We start from the raw sequence: 20,915 nt of genomic DNA on the forward strand, positions 1-20,915 counted from the left end.
CAAGAGAGCGCCGCAGGCGGTCTTTCCTATAAAGTAAAAAATAGGGACACTCTTTCAAGTATCCCTACGTTCTATCAACATATCTGATAGTTCTCTATTTACTTTCATATTCAGAATTATTTGTGTTCCCACAACCGAGGTCTAATGCCACAACAACCGTTACCTTCCTCACAAGCTCTTTTTCCTTGTGATTTTCAGCAATCCTGTTGAAGCTGAAAAACTCTACAAAGTGCGTAAATTCAAGGATTTCTACATATCCTTTCTGTGTAGTCCTACCACAGTCTCCACATGGCTGGTGGCCGGGAACTGGTCCACAGCCCATGCCTTCTCCGCCCTATACCCTTTCTTCTTAAAATACGCCAGATCTCTCGCCAGCGTCTCTGGATTGCAGGACACATAGACCACGCGGTCCGGATTCAAGATCGCTACAGCATCCATGAATTCTTCTGTGCTTCCGCTTCTCGGCGGATCCATAAATACCACATCGGCATGAGCGTTCTGGGAGGCCATCTGGACCATGAATTTTCCGGCATCGTTGTTGTAGAAGCGGATGTTTTTCTCGCCGTTTGCCTTCGCGTTTGTTACGGCATCCCGGACGGCATCCTTGTTTAACTCGACGCCAATGACTTCCTTCGCGGCAGACGCTGCGACGATTCCGATGGTTCCGATTCCGCAGTAGGCGTCAACAACGGTCTCTTTTCCGGTGAGTCCTGCTGCCTCGATCGCCAGGTTGTAGAGTTTCTCCGTCTGAACCGGGTTGATCTGGTAGAAGGATTTTGAGGAGATCCGGAATTTCTTGCCACAGAGGACATCGACAATAAATCCAGGTCCGTAAAGCACATGTTCCTTTTCCCCAAGGACCATGCTGGTGTCACGTCCATTCACATTCTGCACTACGGTCGTGATCTCCGGGTGAATCTTTCGGAGCGCCTTCACGAAGTTGTTCTTCGACGGGAACACTGGGGATGCGGTAATCAGGACTACCATGATCTCCCCTGTGGCATGGGCGGTGCGCACCAGGACATGGCGCAGGAAGCCGTATCCGGTATCCTCATCGAATACCTTCATTTTGAAGGATGGAAGAAGTTCACGGATCGTTCCGATGATCTCATCCGCCTTTTTGTTCTCGATCAGGCATGTCTCCACCGGGAGAACCGTGTGGGTTCCCTCTTTGTATACGCCGGAGATGATACGGCCTTTCCTGTCGCGGGCCATGACTGCATGGACCTTGTTCCGGTAATGGAACGGGTCGTCCATGCCGATGATCTCCTCAACCCTGCAGAACGGGCGGAGAAGATCAGAAACCTCTTTCTTTTTGTGCTCTAACTGCTTCTCATATGGCATATCCAGATACTGACAGCCGCCACAGGTCTTGAAATGTGGACAGAGGGATTTTTTCCGCTCTGTTTTTGCTTCTGCCTGGACAGATGCATTTTTTCCTCGAACATGTGCTGTTTTGCGGTCATCCTGGCGTTTCGCTGCGGATACCGCCTTCTTTTTATCACCAGCGTTCATGTTTTTCTCCCCTGTATGATTCCATGCTCCGCCATACTTCTTTTCTAATTTTTCATCAATGTATCCCAGCTTTTTTTCTACACTTTTATCCTGATTTCCGTAGTTTCTTCCGTTTCTTTTCTCTGTACCGCTGACGAAATTCTGCGTTTCTTTTCTTCCGCTATTTCTTTCGGTCTTCCCGTTCACATCTCTTCCATTATTCCCGTTTCTGCCAGCGTTCTCTTTCTTCCAGTTCTTCTTTCCCTTATCACCGCCACTTTTAAACTTCTTTTCCCTGTATTCCATAATAAATATTTCTCCATTCTTATCTGAAACATTCCGCTTGATTCCCGGAATGCGGATGATTATAATAACACATAAAGTATAGCGTTTTTTCCCGGAATATTCCACTGAAACTTTTTATCTGGGACAATTCCGGCCGTTATACACAGTTGGGCATTTTCTGAGCTGAAATACCGCATGATACATGCAGATTTTGCCGGCTTAGAATGCAAAGCATCAGTAAAACCAGTTGTAACTGTTCCTCACATTTTCAAGAAAGGACGCAGCATCTGGACACTCCAGACACTGCCGAAAAACAAATCATGAATAATGAATCCAATACCCCTGTTGCCGAATCCGGACGCCCGAAGGACGTCACTGGACGAATCGAGACCGAAATCCGCACCTACGATCTCCTGGACTCCTTAAATATTCCCTACATGCGCTTTGACCATGAGGCCGCATTCACCATCGACGCATGCAACGGTGCCGACGAAGTCCTTGGGATCCATATCTGCAAGAACCTCTTCCTCTGCAACGCCCAGAAGACGAAATTCTACCTTCTCCTGATGCCTGGACATAAGAAATTCAAGACGAAGGTTCTCTCCAAACAGATCGGTTCCGCGAGACTTTCTTTTGCGGACGATGACCATATGAAGGAATATCTCGGCCTGACTCCCGGATCTGTCAGCATCATGGGACTCATGAATGACCCGGAGAACCATGTAAAGCTTCTGATCGATTCTGACGTCTTAAAGGACGAATATTTCGGCTGCCATCCGTGTATCAACACCACAAGCATGAAGCTCAAAACGTCCGATATCATGGAGAAATTTCTCCCGGCTGTTCATCACGAGCCGACGATCGTGGATCTTCCATGGGAGGAATAAAAACAGCGTTTTCCACCAATCATCGTAAGTACCAGTTTTCCCACACGCTAAAGTCACCTGTAGAATCCATTAACAGGAATTATTTTTAAATGGTAACTATTCAGTACCTTCATAGTTACGTGCAAAAATCCATTCCAGATCAGCTTCGCTGATGGGATTTTTGCCTTCCAGCCTATGTTTTCTTACGGTCAGCGCAGCAAGTGCGCAGACCTACTGAACAGTTACTTTAAATGTATATCTACAAAAAGAAGAACAGGAACGCAGATCTCATCAAGAGACCGCGTCCCCGTTCTTCTTTTTTATCCTTTATTCTATCCTGAAACCTTTATCCGCTCACTGCGCATTTCCGCAGAAAACGTACCATTTTCCCGGCCGTCAGTATCCAAAATGTGCTGATCTGCCGCCCGTTCCCCGGAAGCTCCGGTTTTACTGCATCACACCATTCGCATCAAACGTATAGCCGACGCCATCGATCGTCATCGTCGTGCCTGTCACCATAGCACCTAACTCAGACGGATCCAGATAATACCAGTATCCATCCGGATTGATCCAGCCGCTCATTCTTCCGCCGTCACGGTAGAAGTACCATTTGCCGCTCTCATTCTTCCACTCACCGGTATCCACCGCGGTTCCCTTAGTGGCTTTCGGAGCGTAATCCTTGTAGGCGAATTCCAGGCATACATTTCCGTTGATTCCATTTACATGTCCCTTATCCGTACACTGCCAGATCGTGCGGCCTTCGTATGTACCGTCCGCGCCGTATCTCGCAAGCCAGATATCATAGTGGATCTGCTTTGTGTCCATCTCGGTCGTAAATTTGCTGTAGTCACTGTAGACGATCGGTGTGTAGCCTGCCGCAACGATCGTATCACAGAATGCGTTTACCACATCCGTGAGTTCCTGGACCGAAAGCTCCAGGATATATTTTGACTCTACATCCACAGCGATCGGGTACTTTACATTGTATCCGGATACTTTTTCTACAGCATATTTTGCAGCCGCCTTCGCTTCCTCCACAGTTTTCGTCTGAAGATAAACATACGGAGCTGCCTGAACTCCGTTGTCCAAAGCACCCTTCATATTTTTCTCATAATTCGGATCCATGGTGTAACCACCCTCATATCCGTAAGACATCATCTTAATAAAGGCGAATGATATATCATCTGCCGCAACCTTCGCCCAGTCGATATCTCCCTGCCATTTTGCAACACTGATGCCGCGGAGAAGCGCTCCCTCTATTGTTTTTCCATTATTATCCACATAAACACCATTTACCTTTTTCCATGCATTTGCAGGATCCGTTACACTGGTATCCGTGGATGCCTTATTCTGCTCATCATAACCTGGTCCGATCTCATCCGCAAACGCGGTAAAACTGCCCTGTGTGATCATTAGCGCCGCGAGGACTGCTGCCATATATCGAAATTTTTTCTGAAACATTCTGATCCCGCCTTTCTTTTCTGCCCGTGTTTTATTTCTTAAATATTTTCCATCTTCAAAACTGCACAAGAAACCGTTGTAACTATAAAGATGCTGAACGACTACAAACAGTTTTCTTTAAGTCTTCACAAGTATACTACAATTTCCCTCTTTTTTTATTAAGAACTTCTTACATTTTCGTTGTCACACCTCTAAGACTTTGTGGCAAAATTTCGTCCAGGATAAAAGTCGCCAGTTTCCGGACAGCCTTCCCTGTGCCGCAAAAACAAAAGAACCCTTGAAAACCAAGGGTTCCGGAGCGGAGACGGAGGGATTCGAACCCTCGTACCGGGATGAACCGATAAACGCATTTCGAGTGCGCCGCGTTACGGCCGCTTCGCTACGTCTCCAGGATGTCTGCCTCTTTAAAAAGGCAGACTATATATTATTATACATATTTTTTGAGATTTGTATAGAGAAATCACAAAATAATTTTCACCAGTTTGCTCTTGCGTCGGTTTTCATGCACATGAAAACACGAAGATAGCAGGCATCAATCCACTAATTCCCCTCCGCAAAATAAGCATCCACTGCTCCGGCGATCCCGCTCGCGATTTTCCCCTGGTAGCCGTCATCCTGCAGCCAGGTATCCTCATCAGGATTGCTTAAAAATCCCATTTCAAACACACAGACCGGAATCTCGCACCAGTTGATATCGGAGGAGCTGTCCGTCTCCTGGACACCGCGGTTTTTCGTGCCTGTGGTGCCGCAGACGGTGTCAACGATCTTCTTGGAAAGATTATAGCTCTTGTCGTGAAGACTGGCGTTATAAGGATTCTGGGCCGTCATGCAGGTGGACAGTGCGCCGTAGACGCTGGAGTTATCCATAGAATCGGCATGAAGACGGATCAGGATATCCGCTCCGCTCTTGTTTGCCGCCACAGACCGCTCCGCGCTGCTCATATTCACATCATGGCTCGTGCGGATCATGACGACATGATAGCCGCGGTTTATAAGCTCTTTTTCCAGCTTTTTCGCCACTGTCAGCGTCACCTCGTACTCCGGGACTCCGCTGGATGTCCCCACCGCGCCTTCCGGCATCTTTGCCTTCATGGTCGTGGAGGACGGGCCGATAGGCTCTTTTGAGGTGTTCGCCTTTGCCTGATGTCCCGCGTCGATGGCAACGGTGTGACCGTTAAACGGGATCTCCGGCGCAGTCTCAGCATCATCGCTCGCAGCCGCTGTGTACGCCGCCGCAGCCGCCTCTCTCGCGGCCTCAACGCTCTCTGCCTCGGACATCTCTGAGGACAGTTCTTCTGATTCTGAAGCTGCTTCCGCCAGTTCTGAACTCTCAGAAGCCACATCACCACCCTCTGGATCTGCGCTTAGCGGTTCCCCGGCAGCTTCTCCGAGCACCTGCACGTCCGCATCCCCGGATCCGGAAGATCCTGTATCCGTGCTTTCTGCCGCAAGGTCTGCACCATTCTCGGACATTTCAGACGCCGTCTCACTGCTCAGATCCACCGCCTCATATTTCCTCGTCCCATTGCATCCGGTAAGCACCAGCGCGAAAAAGACCGCAGAAACAAGGAATCGGAGGAGTCCGTTTCCCTTTTTCATCCTGCTCATAGGATCGTTCCTCCTCCGACTACGCATTCATCCTCATAAAATACAACTGCCTGTCCCGGCGTAATCGCACGCTGCGGTTCCTTAAACTGGCACTCCACCGTTCCATCCGGGAGTTCCCTGATGATACAAGGGGATCCCTTGTGGCTGTAGCGGATCTTCGCGAGAACCTCTTTCTCCTCTCCATGAAGACCGTCGATCGCCATCCAGTTCACATCCCTGCAGATCAGATGATCGGAAAACACATCATTTCCCTCGCCGATGACGACCTCGTTGGTCTCCGGACGGATCCCTGTGACAAACACCGGATGTCCCATCGCAAGGTTCAAGCCCTTTCTCTGTCCGACGGTGTAGTGGGTGATTCCCTTATGTTTTCCGAGGATCACGCCGTTTTTGTCCACAAAGTTTCCGTATCCCGGAACATCGGACGCCTCGCGCTCGATAAATCCGGCATAATCGTTATCCGGCACAAAGCAGATCTCCATGCTGTCCTTCTTCTTTGCCACAGTGAGACCACGGTCCTCGGCGATCTTTCGCACCTCATCCTTCGCGTAATCACCGATGGGCATCAACGTCTTGGAAAGCTGGAACTGGGTCAGGTTGTAGAGCGCGTAGGTCTGGTCCTTCGCCGCCGTCACGGAATTGCGGATCGTGTAACGTCCGTTCGGCAGCTGGCTGATCCGGGCATAGTGACCGGTCGCAATATAATCAGCACCGATCTCCAGGCTGCGCTCCAAAAGTGCCTCCCATTTTACATAGCGGTTGCAGGCAATGCACGGATTCGGTGTCCGTCCGTGCAGATACTCCGCAACAAAATAATCAATGACATTCTTCTGGAATTCTTTCCGGAAGTTCATAACATAGTAGGGAATTCCAAGGGTCCACGCGACACGTCTCGCATCCTCCACCGCACTGAGTCCGCAGCATCCGCCGTTTTCCTCAACCGTACAGGAATCCTCTTCCTGCCAGATCTGCATGGTGACCCCGATCACGTCGTATCCCTGTTCCTTCAAAAGGCAGGCAGCAACCGATGAATCCACGCCTCCGGACATTCCTACCACGACTTTTTTCTTCATTAATATTCCTCGTCCTCTTCATGCTCACTGATATCGGACACTGGCTTCTGTAAGCCTTTGATCTCGATATGGTGCTTTTCTGCATAATCCCAGAGTGCTGCATGGATCGCTTCCTCTGCAAGCAGGGAGCAGTGAACCTTTACCGGCGGAAGTCCGTCAAGTGCTTCCATAACTGCCTTATTGGTTACTTCCATCGCTTCCTCGATCGTCTTTCCCATTACCATCTCTGTCGCCATGCTGCTTGTAGCAACTGCAGCGCCGCAGCCGAAGGTTTTGAACTTGCAGTCACGGATGATGTGGCTCTCGTCATCGATATCGAGATAGATTCTCATGATATCGCCGCATTTTGCGTTTCCGACAGTACCTACGCCGCTGGCGTCCTCAATTTCTCCCATGTTTCTTGGGTGCTGGAAATGGTCCATTACTTTCTCTGAATACATTATTTTTCCTCTTACTTTCTGTTCTTCTTAATGAAATCCTCATAGAGTGGGGACATTGCGCGAAGCTTCTCCACGATCTTCTTAAGGCAGTCTACAGTATAGTCGATCTCTTCCTTCGTTGTCTCCTCGCTTAAGGTAAGACGTAAGGATCCGTGCGCGATCTCGTGCGGAAGTCCGATGGCTAAGAGCACATGGGACGGGTCCAGGGAACCGGATGTGCATGCGGAGCCGCTGGATCCGCAGATTCCGTCCATGTCCAGCATGATGAGTAAGGACTCACCCTCGATGAACTGGAACGCGAAGTTTGCGTTGTTGGAGAGACGGTTCGTGCGGTGACCATTTAAACGTGTGTATGGGATCTCGTCCATGACACGGCCGATCATATAATCACGGAGCTCTGTCTCTTTCTTTTTATTGTTCTCAAGCTCTGCCATCGCGATCTCGACAGCTTTCCCGAGACCGACGATTCCCGGCACATTCTCAGTTCCGGCACGGCGTTTTCTCTCCTGGGCACCGCCATGGATGAAGGAGCGGAGCTTTAAGCCTTTTCTGATGTAGAGGAAGCCGACTCCCTTCGGTCCGTGGAACTTGTGGCCACTGGCGCTTAACATGTCGATATGGTACTCATCCACATTGATCGGCTCATGGCAGAATGCCTGAACCGCGTCTGTGTGGAAGATGATCCCGTTCTCATGGGCGATCTCACCGATCTCCCTGATCGGCTGGATCGTTCCGATCTCGTTGTTGGCGAACATCACAGAGATCAGGATCGTATCCGGGCGGATCGCTTTCTTCAACTCGTCGATGGAAACGGAGCCGTACTCGTCTACCGGGAGGTAGGTGATCTCATAGCCGCGCTTCTCGAGATACTCACAGGTGTGAAGGATCGCGTGGTGCTCGATCTTTGTTGTGATGATGTGTTTTCCTTTGGACGCGTAAGCCTCCGCAGTCGCGATCAGAGCCCAGTTGTCGGACTCGGAACCGCCATTTGTGAAGTAGATCTCATTGTCCTTTGCGCCGAGAGCGTTTGCTACAGTCTCTCTTGCTTTTGCGAGGGCTTCCTTGCACGGGGTGGAAAACTCATATACCGCGGAAGGGTTTCCGTAATATTCTGTATAAAACGGCAGCATGGCTTCCACGACTTCCGGACGTACCTTTGTCGTAGCCGCATTGTCGAGATAGATTACTTTCTTCATTGTTCCGCCTTTCTGTAAAGCTTGATCATCCAGTCTTGCTGTTATACCGCCGCAAGGCTGAACTGTTACCATTTATTTTATGCCATGACCCGAAAGTCAGCTCCCAAAAAGGCGCGGACAGGCCACAGATATCCTACATTATATACGAAACCGGTTGGGAATTTCAACCGGTAATCTTATGTTTTTTCAGAAATACACAGTAACTCGCTAAGTATTTAGGAAATCCCCGTATTTTCAGCGGTTTCGGCCGTCATATCCATCTCTTATTTCCACATATATATAACAGAATCCTTCTGCCTCAACGGAGCTGCCCATGCCTTTATCCCATAAAACTCACCCACTGATCACTGGAACCATTCTACTCACCGCCGCCGGACTTCTTTCCCGGGTCCTCGGCTTTTTCTACCGGATCTTTCTCTCCCGGACGATCGGTGCGGAGGGACTCGGAATCTACCAGATGATCTTCCCAGTCTACGGAATCTTTTTCTCCCTCTGCGCCGGGTCGATCCAGACCGCCATCTCCCGCTTTACCGCAGCGGACCCGGACCATGCGAAGCGGACGCTGCTCTCTGGCTTTTCTTTATCCTTCGCCATGTCTCTGGCCGCCGCCTTTGTGATCCGGCACTTCTCGGACCCTCTTGCGGAACATGTCCTCATGGAACCGCGGTGTGCCCCGCTGCTCTCCGTCATGGCCTTCGCGATTCCGTGTACCTCTGTCCATGCCTGCATATGCGGGTACTATTACGGAAAAGAAAAAGTCTCCGTCCCTGCGGCCGCCCAGCTTTTTGAGCAGACGATCCGGATCTTTACGGTATTTCTGCTGGTGTCTGTCTGCATCGAAAAACAGATTCCGGTCACAGTGTCACTTGCCGTATTCGGGCTGGTTGCCGGGGAAGCCGGATCGGCGTTGTTTGTGCTGATATTTTTTCTTTTATTTCATGAATTTCACGAAAATACAGGCAGACCCTGCAGGATTGGCCAAAGTTCCATAAAAAATCCGCTTTTCAGGAATTCCGAACGAATTTCGGATCTCTCTGGCAATCTGTTCTCTCCCATGTCCGCCCTCCTGGCCCTCGCTGCCCCACTCATGGCAAACCGTCTCATCCTGAACCTTTTGCAAAGCACGGAGACGATCATGATCCCGGAGCGCCTGACCGTCTACGGACTCACCCGTTCCCAGGCCGTCAGTACATATGGAACTCTCACAGGCATGGCGATGCCTTTTGTCCTCTTTCCATCGGCCCTGGTAAACTCCCTGGCTGTGGTCCTGCTGCCCGCCACTGCGAGGCACCAGTCCGCCGGAAACGACTCCGGAATTGCCGCCGGGATCTCCATGTCCTTCCGATACAGCCTTTATCTCGGAATTTTTTGCATCGGGGTCTTCACAGTCTTCGGAGATGCGCTGGGCTTACAGATATTTAAAAGCCAGGACGCCGGATCCTTCATTCAGATCCTCGCCTGGCTCTGCCCGTTTCTCTATCTCGCCACCTCATCCGGCAGCATTTTAAATGGGCTCGGAAAGACGAAACTCACGTTTTTCCATCACCTGGTCTCACTTCTCATCCGCATCGCCTTCGTGTGGTTCGGGATCCCGGAGTTTGGGATCCGCGCATGCCTCTGGGGGATGCTTGCGAGTGAGATGCTTTTAGCCCTGCTCCATATTCTGGCGCTCCGAAGGATCGTCCCATGTGACTGGAACGCATGGATATTGATCGGAAAGCCTGTTTTCTGCCTGCTTTGCGCCCTGTGGCTCTTCCGGCTCTTTCCGGAAACGCTTCCGCTTCCGGCAGGACTCCCGGATTTTTTCCGGACTGCAGTGCAGATACTTCTTTTATCCACCATGTATCTCCTGTTTCTGCTGCTTTTTCACAGAAAACAGAGTCCGGCCGCTACATGATCACTCGTCGAATTCCACCGTCACATAATACCCGCGGTCATTCTGGATAATATCCTTCACGATGCCCTTTTTGCTCTTCAGTCTCTCCGTAAACCGGAACAATCCCGACATCGCCACTGCCGGCTCGATCATGTAGTTCACATTGACCGGCGTGATGGACTCGCTGACGTCCACCTCCTGTCCGACCTCCACAAGGCCCGGACGTTCCATTTTAAATATGATCTCTCTCATTTTTATCCTCTTTTCTATTTACGGTAACAGGCATTCCAGAAGCCGTGAAACATTTCGTCGGTACCTTCTGGTTCTCACTTTCCGCCTTGTATCATCGCCACAGGCAGTTTCTTCCGGATGCCCAGTGACGTAAAAATGCCGCCAGACCGCTTTTTTAGCGTTCCCTGGCGGCATTACCTTTTTACTTTCCCGGCATTGCTGCCATGTTCTCTCAAACCTGTCTGACGAGCTTATTTCCCCTCGTAAATGATCGCAGAATCCACATCATATTTCTGCAGTTTATCTCTTCCCTTTAATCCCGCAAGCTCCATCACAAAACAGATCTTAACGACCTCTCCGCCAAGCTCTTCCACAAGCTTTGCGATTGCTTCCACGGTTCCGCCTGTCGCGATCAGGTCATCGATGATCACGACCTTCTGGCCCGGCTTGACGGAATCCTTGTGGAGCTCGATGGTTCCTGTGCCGTACTCCAAGGCGTACTCCATAGAAACGGTCTCTCTCGGAAGCTTTCCCGGTTTTCTCGCCGGAACAAAGGCTTTTCCCATCGCGTAAGCAACCGGTGTTCCAAAAATAAATCCTCTGGACTCCGCTCCAACGACCACATCGAAATCTACGTCTTTTACCATCTCAAGGAGAGAATCGATCGCCAGCTTTAATCCATCCGGATCCTGTAAAATTGAAGTGATATCACGGAAAATAATCCCCGGCTCCGGGAAATCCGGGATGCTTATTACATACTCTTCCAGCTTTTTCATAGTATTTATAGTTCCTTTCTGATTCGGTCCACGATTGCTTCTATTTTATCACATGTATTTTTTTCTGGCAACCATGAGAAAAAGCAAAACGTCGGTTGAATACCTACCTTTTTTGTAGTATAATCAGAGCAGTTCCAGATTCCGCATGATGAGCGGAATCTTTGTTTGTTTCATCTGCAGATGCCCTCTGAGCGCATTTCTGCAGAATAATATCGCAAAATTGTTCCTTATCGGCACAGTTATAACATTTTTTAGGAAGTCCAATGATCTGAACATCTCACATCTTGTCAGATCACTGTTGAAATTGGTGAAATAATCATGAAAATATCTACAAAAGGTCGTTATGCACTGCGCATGGTCATCGACCTGGCTGAACATGCCGACGATGGCTTTATCTCCTTAAAGGACATCGCCGCCCGCCAGGGTCTCTCAAAAAAATATTTAGAGCAGATCGTTCCACTCTTAAACAAGACCGGAATGCTCTCCACCACCCGCGGCTACCAGGGCGGATACAAACTCGCAAAATCCCCGTCGGAGTGTACCGTCGGTGCGATCTTACAGACCACTGAAGGCAGCCTCGCCCCGGTCTCCTGCCTCGAGCACACTCCAAACCCCTGCGAGCGCTGCTCCGCCTGCGACACACTCCCGGTCTGGGAAGGCCTAAACCGCGTCATCATGGACTACTTAGACGGAATCACGATCCAGACGATCCTGGATCAGAAGCATGAGCTGGAGGAAAAGCACAGACTGGCAGCTGAGGAGATCTTAAACAGTGTGAAGGGTCCGTGTCAGTCATAAAATCTGCGGCTTTGTGACTTTTTTATATTGTATTTTATATGTCGAAACAAAAAGCTTCGCAAAAAAATTGTCTTAAGGCAGTTTCTTACGAAGCTTTTTCTGTGCCTGTTCAACGGCACAGACCGTTACAGATTTATATATTGGGGACGGCAGCATGGCATCCACATATATTCCACTTCCGTCCAACAACAGGACAGCGGTCACACATATCGCTACGCAGTGACCGCTGTCCTGTATTCGTTCGTTAATTGAGGGGGATTTTTTCCAGCACAGCTCGACGCACAGCTGAACTGTTGGGGGATTATTCCTGTAATGTCTTAAACGCCTCGTCCAGATCCTCGATGATGTCGTCGATGTTCTCTGTACCGATGGAGAGACGGATCGTGTTCTGCTTGATGCCCTGATCCGCCAACTCCTCGTCGTTTAACTGGGAGTGGGTCGTAGATGCCGGATGGATCACGAGAGACTTCACGTCAGCAACATTTGCAAGTAAGGAGAAGAGTTCGAGGTTATCGATAAACTTCTTCGCTGCCTCTGCGCCGCCTTTGATCTCGAAGGTGAAGATGGAGCCGCCGCCGTTCGGGAAGTATTTCTTGTAGAGTCTCTGCTGTTCCGGATCATCGGATACGGACGGATGGTTTACTTTTTCTACAAGCGGATGGTTGTTTAAGTACTCAACGACCTTCAAGGCGTTCTGTACATGGCGCTCTACACGGAGAGACAGTGTCTCGAGTCCCTGCAAGAAAATGAATGCGTGAAACGGGGAGATCGTTGCTCCTGTATCACGAAGTAAGATCGCACGGATCTTTGTAACGAATGCTGCTCTTCCTGCTGCCTTTACGAAGCTTACACCGTGGTAGCTCGGGTTCGGCTCAACTAAGGACGGGAACTTTCCGCTTGCTTCCCAGTCAAAGTTGCCGCTGTCAATGATCACACCGCCGATCGTGGTTCCGTGGCCGCCGATGAATTTTGTCGCGGAATGGAATACGATATCTGCGCCGTACTCGATCGGTCTTACAAGGTACGGAGTTGCGAATGTGTTGTCAACAACCAGCGGGATCTTATGTGCGTGGGCGATGGAAGCCAGCTTCTCGATATCAACGACATCGGAGTTCGGGTTTCCAAGTGTCTCAACATGGATCGCTTTTGTATTCTCCTGGATCGCATTCTCTACCTCCTCGTAGTTGAACGGATCAACGAAGGTTGCTGTCACGCCGTACTCCGGAAGTGTGTGTGCTAAAAGGTTGTATGTTCCGCCGTAGATGTTCTTTGCTGCGACGATGTGATCACCTGCATGAGCAAGGTTCTGGAATACATAGGTTGCTGCTGCCGCGCCGGAGGCAACTGCCAGTGCCGCAACGCCGCCCTCCAATGCTGCGATCCTCTTCTCAAATACATCCTCGGTCGGGTTTGTCAGCCTGCCGTAGATATTTCCTGCGTCTGTGAGTCCGAAACGTGCTGCCGCATGCTCGCAGTTTCTGAATACATAGGAAGAGGTCTGGTAGATCGGAACCGCTCTCGCGTCTGTCACCGGATCCGGCTGCTCCTGTCCTACATGAAGCTGTAATGTCTCAAATTTGAAGTTTCTCTCTGCTCTTGTTTTCTTTGCCATAGTGATTTTCCTCCTCTTATTCCGGATCGGGACATCGCATTTCATTCCCGAAAAATTTCTAATTTTCATTTACCAACCATCCTATCTGGTTGCAAGGTAATAGTACCATATGTTGGAAAATCTGTCTAATTGGATGTACTCAAGGTTTGCTATAGGTTTTTCCTATTGCTTTATGCTGCGTCAAGGCACCGCAGGAATCATGATCTTTTGCACCCTTTCCGGCATTTCTCATACACTGAACATATAGAACGATCGCAAAGAGAGGTCTTTTGGTATTATGAGAAAATTTCTGGCACCGGTTCTTTTTGTGTTTACGGCGGCGGCTCTGCTCACCGGGTGTAAAAAGAACGCGGAATCCTCCTTAACTCCCGTGACTTTAAATGAGGTTGCCCACTCCATCTTCTACGCCCCCCAGTATGCCGCCATCGAGCTGGGGTATTTTGAGGAGGAGGGAATCGACCTGACACTGGTAAACGGTGCAGGGGCTGACAAGGTCATGACAGCCCTGGTATCCGGGGATGCGGACATCGGTTTCATGGGATCTGAGGCGAGTATCTATACTTATATCCAGGGCGATGATGACTACGCCGTAAACTTCGCCCAGCTCACCCAGCGGGCTGGGAACTTCCTCGTTGGACGGACACCGGAAGCTGATTTCAAGTGGGAAAACCTCATTGGGAAGAAAGTTTTAGGCGGCCGTGCCGGCGGCATGCCCCAGATGGTCTTTGAGTATATCTTAAAGAAGAACGGCATCGATCCCACAAAGGATCTCTCCATCGACCAGAGCATCAGCTTCGGTCTCACCGCGGCGGCGTTCACCAGCAATGATTCCGACTACACCGTCGAGTTTGAGCCCTTCGCCACTGCCCTGGAGCAGGAAGGAAACGGCTATGTAGTCGCATCCCTCGGAAAAGATTCCGGCTATGTGCCCTACACGGCCTACAGTGCCAAGAAGAGCTATATCGAAAAGCACCCGGAGATCATCCAGAAATTCACAAACGCGATCCAGAAAGGCCTCGACTACGTGAACACCCACTCCGCCGAGGAGATTGCCGAGACGATCAAACCGCAGTTTAAGGAGACCGACACCGAAAAGATCGCGATCATCGTGGACCGCTACAAAGAGCAGGATACCTGGAAAGAAAATACGGTCTTTGAGAAGGAAAGCTTTGAACTTCTCGAGAACATTCTGGAGGAAGCCGGCGAGCTTGACACGCGGGTTCCTTATGAGGATCTTGTGAATACGGAGTTTGCGAAGGCAGCCGCAGAGAAATAACTTTTTAATCGGAGAGATCTGAATTTTTTTAATCATTGTAACTGTTCAGCAGGTCTGCGCACTTGCTGCGCTGACCGTAAGAAAACATAAGCTGGAAGGCAAAAATCCCATCGGCGCAACCGATCTGGAATGGATTTTTGCTTGTAACTATGAAGGTACTGAGGTTACTAATCATTTAAATTCAGATCTCTCCGATATTTTTATACTTCCTCTCCTCTCATTCTCCACCACCCCATCATCCACTTCACATAGTCAGAAAATCCCGCGGGATCCACATCCCGGGCCGCAATGACAGGGATGTTTCCGATCTCCTCCCCATTAAACCGGTAGCGCAGCGTTCCAAGCTGGTCTCCCGCCTTTACCGGGGCCTTTGCGCTCTCTTCCAGCATCAGTTCCCGCTCCACGCCGGAAAAGTCCTCGCCGTGGAGTCCCAGATATGTAAAGGTCTCGCCGTAGGAAAGTTCCACCTCCGGCTCTTTTCCGCCTGTCACGGAGAGTTTCGGAAGCTCCGGCGGCGTCTCATCTTTATAGAGTCGGCAGTTTCCGTACCCGTAATTTAAGAGTGTCACCGCGTCCTTAAATCTCGCCTTGAAGTCCGGTGCCGCCATGATCGCGGCGATAAGCTCCACGCCGTCCTTTTTTGCTGTGGCGGAGAGACAGTATTTTGCGATACTGGTGGAACCTGTTTTCAGCCCCGTCACCTCGAAATTCGTCGCCATCTTTAAGAGCTTATTTGTGTTGGAGAGACCGAACTCCTTTGTCCCCTGCTTCGTCACATGGGTGATATTCTCCATCCAGATCGTCGTATAGTTTGTGATCTGCGGGTATTTTGTGATAAGTTCCCTGGACATCAGCGCGATGTCCCTCGCCGTAGTCACATGTTCCGGGGAATCCGTGAGTCCACAGCAGTCAATGAACTTCGTGTGCTCCATCCCCAGGCCTTTCGCCCGCTCATTCATCATCTTCACAAAAGTCCCCTCATCGCCTCCGATAAACTCAGCCATTGCCACCGACGCGTCGTTGCCGGAGGCGATGACGATGCACTTAATCAGAGTTTCCACTGTCTGGATCTCGCCCTCCTCCAGGAACACCTGGGATCCGCCCATGGATTTCGCGTGGGCGCTTGTCACCACCTCGTCTGTCAGACGGATCTTCCCTGACTGCAGGGCGTCGAAGATCAGGATCAGCGTCATGATCTTTGTGACACTGGCGGGATTTCTCGGCTCATCCGCGTTTTTCTCGCAGATCACGGTCCCCGTGGATGCCTCCATGAGGATTGCGGACGGAGCCGTGATCTCTGGGCCGGTGTACGGCGTCAGCTCCGGCTGCATCTGCTGTATTTCCATGATCTGATTTCTTATATCCTTTTTCCATGTCCCTTCCCTCATCATCCCGTATCCGCTCACCGGTTCCACCATGAACAGGATTCCGGCCATGATCCCACAAATGATTCTTTTTCCCACTCTCATATTTCTGCTCCCGACCTGCCTGCTGTTCCATAAAATTTCTCCGCCCGGACGCCATTTTATTCCGCCCTGCGGCACGCTTTTCATGTTCTCAGCCAGTTTTCTCCTTATAAAATATGGCCCGGACATCCCCCTTTATGTCACTGCTTACAAAATGCTTAATTTTTCTATTTCTCGTAGCGTCGGACATGGGGTTGTGCTATGATAGAAGTAATAAATACAGAATTTTATCCGTTGTTCTGTCTGACAAAGGACGGCGGTTACGAATTAAATTACGAGGTGATATTTTGGAATACAATAATGATTTTGAAAGGCGCCGCGCATATATTTCAAGCCGCGAAAAGCTGCGGAAACGGCGGCAGACAGTTCATATTACGATACTGCTGATCGTTCTCGGAGTTCTTCTCCTGGGAATCGGCGGACTGCTCCTCTTTAAAAAAGGAGGCCACTTATCCACACAGTTGAAAAACAACACTTCTGAATCTTCGGCGGAATCCGATCCGTCCGGAGATGATAAAACGACTGTTTCACTTGCGGAGAGCGGATCCGGAGAAGACGCTTCTCCGGAGTCACAGGAAGCTGCCGCACCGGCTGCCGCCTACAATACAGGCGATACTGCCCTGGATGGGATTTTAAACAGCGCTCACGCAAAATTCGTCACCTACGACTACGATGCTGCCATCGAGATCTTAAACTCCAACCCGGATTACGCGGAGAATTCCGATGTGAAGGAGCTTCTCGCCGCCTGCGAGGAGACAAAATCCACACTCGTCCGGGCGGATGTAAACAAGATCACCCATGTGTTCTTCCACTCCCTGATCATGGATAACTCCAAAGCCTTCGACGGGGACGCGGATTCCAAGGGCTACAACCAGGTGATGACCACGAAGAGCGAATTTTTAAAGATCCTGGATTCCATGTACGAGAAAGGATATGTTCTCGTAAAGCTCCACGATATTGCCCACGAGGTGACGGACGAAAACGGCAATACGAAGATGGTGGCGGGAGATATTATGCTGCCGCCTGGAAAGATTCCTTTCGTCATGTCCCAGGATGACCTCTGCTATTACGAGTATATGGACGGTGATGGTTTCGCAAGCCGGATGATCGTGGGTGAGAACGGAAAGCCGACCTGCGAGATGGTGATGGATGACGGCTCCGTGTCGGTGGGCTCTTATGATCTCGTGCCGCTCCTTGAGGACTTTATCACGGAACACCCTGATTTTTCCTACCGGGGTGCCCGGGCGGTCCTGGCGTTTACCGGATATCAGGGCGTTCTGGGATACCGGACGGATCCGTCCTATGAGAGTTCTAACCCAAATTATGAAGCCGATAAAGAGACGGTCCGCCAGGTGGCACAGTGTCTCAGGGACAACGGCTGGGAGCTCGCCTCCCACAGCTGGGGACATATCAATTTCGGGAAACGCTCCTTTGAGGATGTGAAGACGGACTCCGATAAGTGGGCCTCCAGGGTGGAATCCCTGATCGGAAAGACGGATATCCTGCTCTACCCATTCGGATCAGATGTTGGCGACTGGCATCCGTACACAATGGAAAATGAAAAATACGCATATCTCCATGAGCTGGGCTTCCGCTACTTCTGCAATGTAGACTCCAGCCAGTACTGGGTACAGTTTGGATCTGACTATCTCCGCCAGGGACGCCGGAACCTGGACGGCTACCGCATGTACTACGACCTGCCGGAGACGAATCCGGAAAAAGACCACTTAAGCGACCTCTTCGATGTGACCCAGGTCTTCGACCGCGAACGGCCGGTTCCGGTGGCACCGATGAATTAGACCTGGAATTAAAAACGGACTTCAAAAGTCATATCTCATATGGCTCATGAAGTCCGTTTCTTTTGTTTATATCCGCTAAAGCTTTCACTGGAAGTCCCTTCTGAATACATGGGAACCCGCAGAGCCTGCCAACGGCAGCTTCTTCGGAATTCGAGAAAATCAAAATACGCTGGACAGTTTTTCCATCCAGCGTACCCGGTATTATTCTGCATTTTCTGTTTTTCAGCTGAAATCTTCATTTAGAACTGCACAATATCCTTGATCTCCTGCGCCGGTTCCACGCTCTCGGCGTAGAGCACCGGACCGACACCGTCGTAGTCCGGCCAGAACTCGTATGCGATCTTCGCACGGACCTTGACCCACTGCTTTGTCTCAAGGTTTCTCGCCTCACGCGCCTTGCAGATAAATCCTAAAAATGTCATATCTGCCTCGCAGCATGTCATCGCCATTCGGCCCGGAACGAAATAGTTCTTCGGGAATTCCGGGGATTTTAATACCATACCGGTGAACTCCACAACTTTTCCCTCGTAGCGGTCCTGCTTATCCATGGCGTCGATGTACCAGATGCCGTAATCCTTCGGATCGATCTTGATCACATCTGCCTTCATGTCGTACGGAAGATCCTCTTCCAGAACCTCCTGCTCGATCTCGCCTTCCGCGTCCTCGAAGATCAGCTCTGCCTGCGGGTTTAAAGCCTTTAAGCCGCGGCGGTAGCGGGTGATGTTCTCATCGCTGACTTCATCGCAGCGGTTCATGATCACAAGCTCGGAGCGCTTTACAAGGAGCGCTAAGAGCGGCTTCATGTTGCTTAAATAGAGCTCGAAGGTGGAGCCATCGATGATCGTGATCTGCTGGAAGAGTTCCCAGGTATCCGGGAGCTGCAGCTGATCCTGCGGCCACATTCCGTTCCACTCGATGAGCACGCGGGCCGGGTCATATAATGCCTCGATCCGTCCGTAGAAATCCTCGTCCATCTCGGAGATATCTTCCACGGTAACGATCTTTGTTCTTGTTTTCTTTAAGATTTCCTTATCGTACTCCGTATCGCCTTCCTCGCAGAGGATCAGAACGGTCGTACCGTCGGCCTGGAAATAGTCCTGCTGTAAAGTATTTGTGATGAACTGGGTCTTTCCCGCTTCCAGAAAGCCGTTGATGACAAATACCGGCATTTTTTCCTGCTGTTTCACTGTCTTATTCTCCTAATTATATAAAATGGTTCCTGCCCACGTCTTGCGCAGACAGGAACTGCCACTGAACAGGTTCTGCAGATCTGGCAGCCTGACCCTGGCAGAATACGTTCATTAAGCCTCAAACGCAGCCTTTAACTCGTCTTCCTTCAGGTTGGAACCGATCACGCACACTTTTCCTGTGTAGATCGGAGCGCCTGTGCGGATCTCGGTCTCTTCCGGAACAAGATCGAAGTAGTACCATGTTCCGTCCGCATCCGGCAGCATTCCCTTTGCGCGGAGAACCTGGCCGTACTTCTCGGAATGTGCGAGTTCCTGTAACAGGGACTCGAGTTTCTCCTTTGTGATGGTACGGTTTGTCTCAAGACCCCAGCTTGTGAATACCTCGTCGGCGTCATGATCGTGGTGGTGATGGTGGTGGCCGCATCCACACTCGCCGTCATGGTGATGGTGATGCTCGTGCTCATCATCGTCATCATCGTGGTGATGGTGATGGCCGCATCCGCACTCTTCGTCATCGCCATGGTGGTGATGATGGTGCTCATGCTCATCTTCGTCGTCATCATCGTCATCGTGGTGGTGATGGTGGTGGCCGCACTCACACTCTTCGTCATCGTCATGGTGGTGATGATGGTGCTCATGCTCATCTTCGTCGTCATCATCGTCATCGTGGTGGTGATGGTGGTGGCCACAGCAGCACTCCTCGTCGTCATCGTCATGATGATGGTGATGGCCCTCTTTTACCTCCTCAAGGAGCTTCTCAGCCATATCATCTGTCGGCTGCTCAATGATCTCAAGAAGCTGCTCGCCTGTGAGCTTGTCGATCGGAGTTGTAACGATAGCTGCCTTCGGGTTCTTCTCGCGGATCATCTCTACACACTGAGCGACCTTGTCTGCGTCAGCGACATCGGTACGGCTTAACACGATCGTTCCTGCGCTCTCGATCTGGTTGTTGAAGAACTCACCAAAGTTCTTCATGTACATCTTACACTTCTGAGCGTCAACGACTGTCACGGAACCGTTTAATACAACGTCGATCTCGCCCGCAACGTCGCAGACTGCCTTCATGACGTCGGAAAGCTTGCCGACACCTGACGGCTCGATAATTACACGGTCCGGTGTATACTTTGTAAGGACTTCATTTAAGGAACGTCCGAAATCACCGACTAAGGAACAGCAGATGCATCCGGAGTTCATCTCACGGATCTCGATGCCGGAATCCTTTAAGAAGCCGCCGTCGATACCGATCTCACCAAATTCATTCTCGATCAGGACTACTTTCTCGCCCGCAATTGCTTCTTTCAGAAGCTTCTTTATAAATGTTGTTTTTCCGGCTCCGAGGAAACCGGAGATAATATCAATTTTTGTCATAATGACACCTCTTTCTTGCCATCCGCGCGGCATTCCTGTATTTTTATCTGTCCGCCTTAATTTTATACTGTATACAGACCAGATCCACTGCCGCACTTTC

The 20,915-nt window shown here is 50.4% G+C and carries 17 protein-coding genes and 1 tRNA gene; 5 read left to right on the forward strand and 13 right to left on the reverse strand.

What is annotated here, in order from left to right; genetic code table 11:
• Window positions 1-249 precede the first annotated feature (249 nt).
• Window positions 250-1,800, reverse strand: coding sequence for a 23S rRNA (uracil(1939)-C(5))-methyltransferase RlmD (gene rlmD, locus DW826_RS08905; RefSeq protein WP_117552549.1), 1,551 nt, complete (start codon window positions 1,798-1,800; stop codon window positions 250-252).
• A gap of 299 nt (window positions 1,801-2,099) precedes the next feature.
• Here rlmD and DW826_RS08910 point away from each other — a divergent pair, with 299 nt between their 5' ends.
• On the forward strand, window positions 2,100-2,666 hold the full coding sequence (locus tag DW826_RS08910; protein ID WP_117552550.1) for a prolyl-tRNA synthetase associated domain-containing protein: 567 nt from the start codon (window positions 2,100-2,102) through the stop codon (window positions 2,664-2,666).
• Between the two features lie 426 nt (window positions 2,667-3,092).
• Here DW826_RS08910 and DW826_RS08915 read toward each other — a convergent pair whose 3' ends face one another.
• The 6 genes from DW826_RS08915 to nifS form a co-directional block, all read right to left on the reverse strand.
• Window positions 3,093-4,106 (reverse strand): GH25 family lysozyme, encoded by a 1,014-nt coding sequence (locus tag DW826_RS08915; protein WP_117552551.1) that lies wholly within the window; start codon window positions 4,104-4,106, stop codon window positions 3,093-3,095.
• Between the two features lie 299 nt (window positions 4,107-4,405).
• Window positions 4,406-4,495 (reverse strand) — tRNA-Ser (locus tag DW826_RS08920).
• Window positions 4,496-4,646: 151 nt separating this feature from the next.
• Window positions 4,647-5,714, reverse strand: a complete 1,068-nt coding sequence (locus tag DW826_RS08925) for an N-acetylmuramoyl-L-alanine amidase (RefSeq protein ID WP_242994069.1) — start codon at window positions 5,712-5,714, stop codon at window positions 4,647-4,649.
• Window positions 5,711-6,787: a tRNA 2-thiouridine(34) synthase MnmA gene (gene mnmA, locus DW826_RS08930; protein ID WP_117552553.1), complete on the reverse strand. Its 1,077-nt coding sequence runs from the start codon at window positions 6,785-6,787 to the stop codon at window positions 5,711-5,713. Before mnmA ends, DW826_RS08925 begins: the two co-directional genes overlap by 4 nt.
• Window positions 6,787-7,227, reverse strand: a complete 441-nt coding sequence (nifU, locus tag DW826_RS08935; protein WP_015553494.1) for a Fe-S cluster assembly scaffold protein NifU — start codon at window positions 7,225-7,227, stop codon at window positions 6,787-6,789. Before nifU ends, mnmA begins: the two co-directional genes overlap by 1 nt.
• Window positions 7,228-7,238: 11 nt before the next feature.
• The gene (nifS, locus tag DW826_RS08940; protein ID WP_117552554.1) at window positions 7,239-8,423 is read right to left on the reverse strand and encodes a cysteine desulfurase NifS; all 1,185 of its coding nucleotides are present in this window, start codon (window positions 8,421-8,423) and stop codon (window positions 7,239-7,241) included.
• Between the two features lie 313 nt (window positions 8,424-8,736).
• On the opposite strand from nifS, the gene DW826_RS08945 reads away from it, so the two are divergent.
• On the forward strand, window positions 8,737-10,320 hold the full coding sequence (locus DW826_RS08945) for an oligosaccharide flippase family protein (protein ID WP_117552555.1): 1,584 nt from the start codon (window positions 8,737-8,739) through the stop codon (window positions 10,318-10,320).
• Here DW826_RS08945 and DW826_RS08950 read toward each other — a convergent pair whose 3' ends face one another.
• Window positions 10,321-10,551, reverse strand: a complete 231-nt coding sequence (locus DW826_RS08950; RefSeq protein ID WP_181968033.1) for a hypothetical protein — start codon at window positions 10,549-10,551, stop codon at window positions 10,321-10,323.
• A 230-nt stretch (window positions 10,552-10,781) separates the two neighbouring features.
• Window positions 10,782-11,306: an adenine phosphoribosyltransferase gene (locus tag DW826_RS08955; protein WP_117470689.1), complete on the reverse strand. Its 525-nt coding sequence runs from the start codon at window positions 11,304-11,306 to the stop codon at window positions 10,782-10,784.
• Between the two features lie 318 nt (window positions 11,307-11,624).
• Between DW826_RS08955 and DW826_RS08960 the strand changes: the two genes are divergently transcribed.
• The gene (locus tag DW826_RS08960; RefSeq protein ID WP_021904784.1) at window positions 11,625-12,104 is read left to right on the forward strand and encodes an Rrf2 family transcriptional regulator; all 480 of its coding nucleotides are present in this window, start codon (window positions 11,625-11,627) and stop codon (window positions 12,102-12,104) included.
• Between the two features lie 301 nt (window positions 12,105-12,405).
• Here DW826_RS08960 and DW826_RS08965 read toward each other — a convergent pair whose 3' ends face one another.
• The gene (locus DW826_RS08965; protein ID WP_015553500.1) at window positions 12,406-13,716 is read right to left on the reverse strand and encodes an O-acetylhomoserine aminocarboxypropyltransferase/cysteine synthase family protein; all 1,311 of its coding nucleotides are present in this window, start codon (window positions 13,714-13,716) and stop codon (window positions 12,406-12,408) included.
• Between the two features lie 277 nt (window positions 13,717-13,993).
• On the opposite strand from DW826_RS08965, the gene DW826_RS08970 reads away from it, so the two are divergent.
• Window positions 13,994-14,992, forward strand: a complete 999-nt coding sequence (locus tag DW826_RS08970) for an ABC transporter substrate-binding protein (protein ID WP_117470690.1) — start codon at window positions 13,994-13,996, stop codon at window positions 14,990-14,992.
• A gap of 200 nt (window positions 14,993-15,192) precedes the next feature.
• Here DW826_RS08970 and DW826_RS08975 read toward each other — a convergent pair whose 3' ends face one another.
• A complete protein-coding gene (locus DW826_RS08975; protein WP_242990564.1) occupies window positions 15,193-16,338 on the reverse strand; it encodes a D-alanyl-D-alanine carboxypeptidase family protein in 1,146 nt (381 codons plus the stop codon).
• Between the two features lie 407 nt (window positions 16,339-16,745).
• On the opposite strand from DW826_RS08975, the gene DW826_RS08980 reads away from it, so the two are divergent.
• Entirely contained in the window at window positions 16,746-18,257 is a 1,512-nt protein-coding gene (locus tag DW826_RS08980; RefSeq protein ID WP_242994070.1) for a polysaccharide deacetylase, read from the forward strand.
• Between the two features lie 239 nt (window positions 18,258-18,496).
• On the opposite strand, the gene DW826_RS08990 is transcribed toward DW826_RS08980, so the two are convergent.
• Both DW826_RS08990 and DW826_RS08995 read right to left on the reverse strand, forming a co-directional pair.
• Window positions 18,497-19,444 carry a GTP-binding protein gene (locus DW826_RS08990; RefSeq protein ID WP_343220242.1) on the reverse strand — a complete coding sequence of 316 codons (948 nt, stop codon included), beginning with the start codon at window positions 19,442-19,444 and terminating at the stop codon, window positions 18,497-18,499.
• A 114-nt stretch (window positions 19,445-19,558) separates the two neighbouring features.
• Entirely contained in the window at window positions 19,559-20,815 is a 1,257-nt protein-coding gene (locus DW826_RS08995; RefSeq protein ID WP_117552556.1) for a CobW family GTP-binding protein, read from the reverse strand.
• Between the last annotated feature and the right edge of the window lie 100 nt (window positions 20,816-20,915).

Source organism: Clostridium sp. AM34-11AC (assembly GCF_003435375.1).
Lineage (GTDB): Bacteria > Bacillota > Clostridia > Lachnospirales > Lachnospiraceae > Pilosibacter > Pilosibacter fragilis.

Excerpts from the sequence above, each read along its gene's own strand:
- rlmD (WP_117552549.1), bottom strand. The coding sequence starts at position 1,800 with ATGGAATACAGGGAAAAGAAGTTTAAAAGTGGCGGTGATAAGGGAAAG.
- DW826_RS08910 (WP_117552550.1), top strand. The coding sequence starts at position 2,100 with ATGAATAATGAATCCAATACCCCTGTTGCCGAATCCGGACGCCCGAAG.
- DW826_RS08915 (WP_117552551.1), bottom strand. The coding sequence starts at position 4,106 with ATGTTTCAGAAAAAATTTCGATATATGGCAGCAGTCCTCGCGGCGCTA.
- DW826_RS08925 (WP_242994069.1), bottom strand. The coding sequence starts at position 5,714 with ATGAGCAGGATGAAAAAGGGAAACGGACTCCTCCGATTCCTTGTTTCT.
- mnmA (WP_117552553.1), bottom strand. The coding sequence starts at position 6,787 with ATGAAGAAAAAAGTCGTGGTAGGAATGTCCGGAGGCGTGGATTCATCG.
- nifU (WP_015553494.1), bottom strand. The coding sequence starts at position 7,227 with ATGTATTCAGAGAAAGTAATGGACCATTTCCAGCACCCAAGAAACATG.
- nifS (WP_117552554.1), bottom strand. The coding sequence starts at position 8,423 with ATGAAGAAAGTAATCTATCTCGACAATGCGGCTACGACAAAGGTACGT.
- DW826_RS08945 (WP_117552555.1), top strand. The coding sequence starts at position 8,737 with ATGCCTTTATCCCATAAAACTCACCCACTGATCACTGGAACCATTCTA.
- DW826_RS08950 (WP_181968033.1), bottom strand. The coding sequence starts at position 10,551 with ATGAGAGAGATCATATTTAAAATGGAACGTCCGGGCCTTGTGGAGGTC.
- DW826_RS08955 (WP_117470689.1), bottom strand. The coding sequence starts at position 11,306 with ATGAAAAAGCTGGAAGAGTATGTAATAAGCATCCCGGATTTCCCGGAG.
- DW826_RS08960 (WP_021904784.1), top strand. The coding sequence starts at position 11,625 with ATGAAAATATCTACAAAAGGTCGTTATGCACTGCGCATGGTCATCGAC.
- DW826_RS08965 (WP_015553500.1), bottom strand. The coding sequence starts at position 13,716 with ATGGCAAAGAAAACAAGAGCAGAGAGAAACTTCAAATTTGAGACATTA.
- DW826_RS08970 (WP_117470690.1), top strand. The coding sequence starts at position 13,994 with ATGAGAAAATTTCTGGCACCGGTTCTTTTTGTGTTTACGGCGGCGGCT.
- DW826_RS08975 (WP_242990564.1), bottom strand. The coding sequence starts at position 16,338 with ATGGAAATACAGCAGATGCAGCCGGAGCTGACGCCGTACACCGGCCCA.
- DW826_RS08995 (WP_117552556.1), bottom strand. The coding sequence starts at position 20,815 with ATGACAAAAATTGATATTATCTCCGGTTTCCTCGGAGCCGGAAAAACA.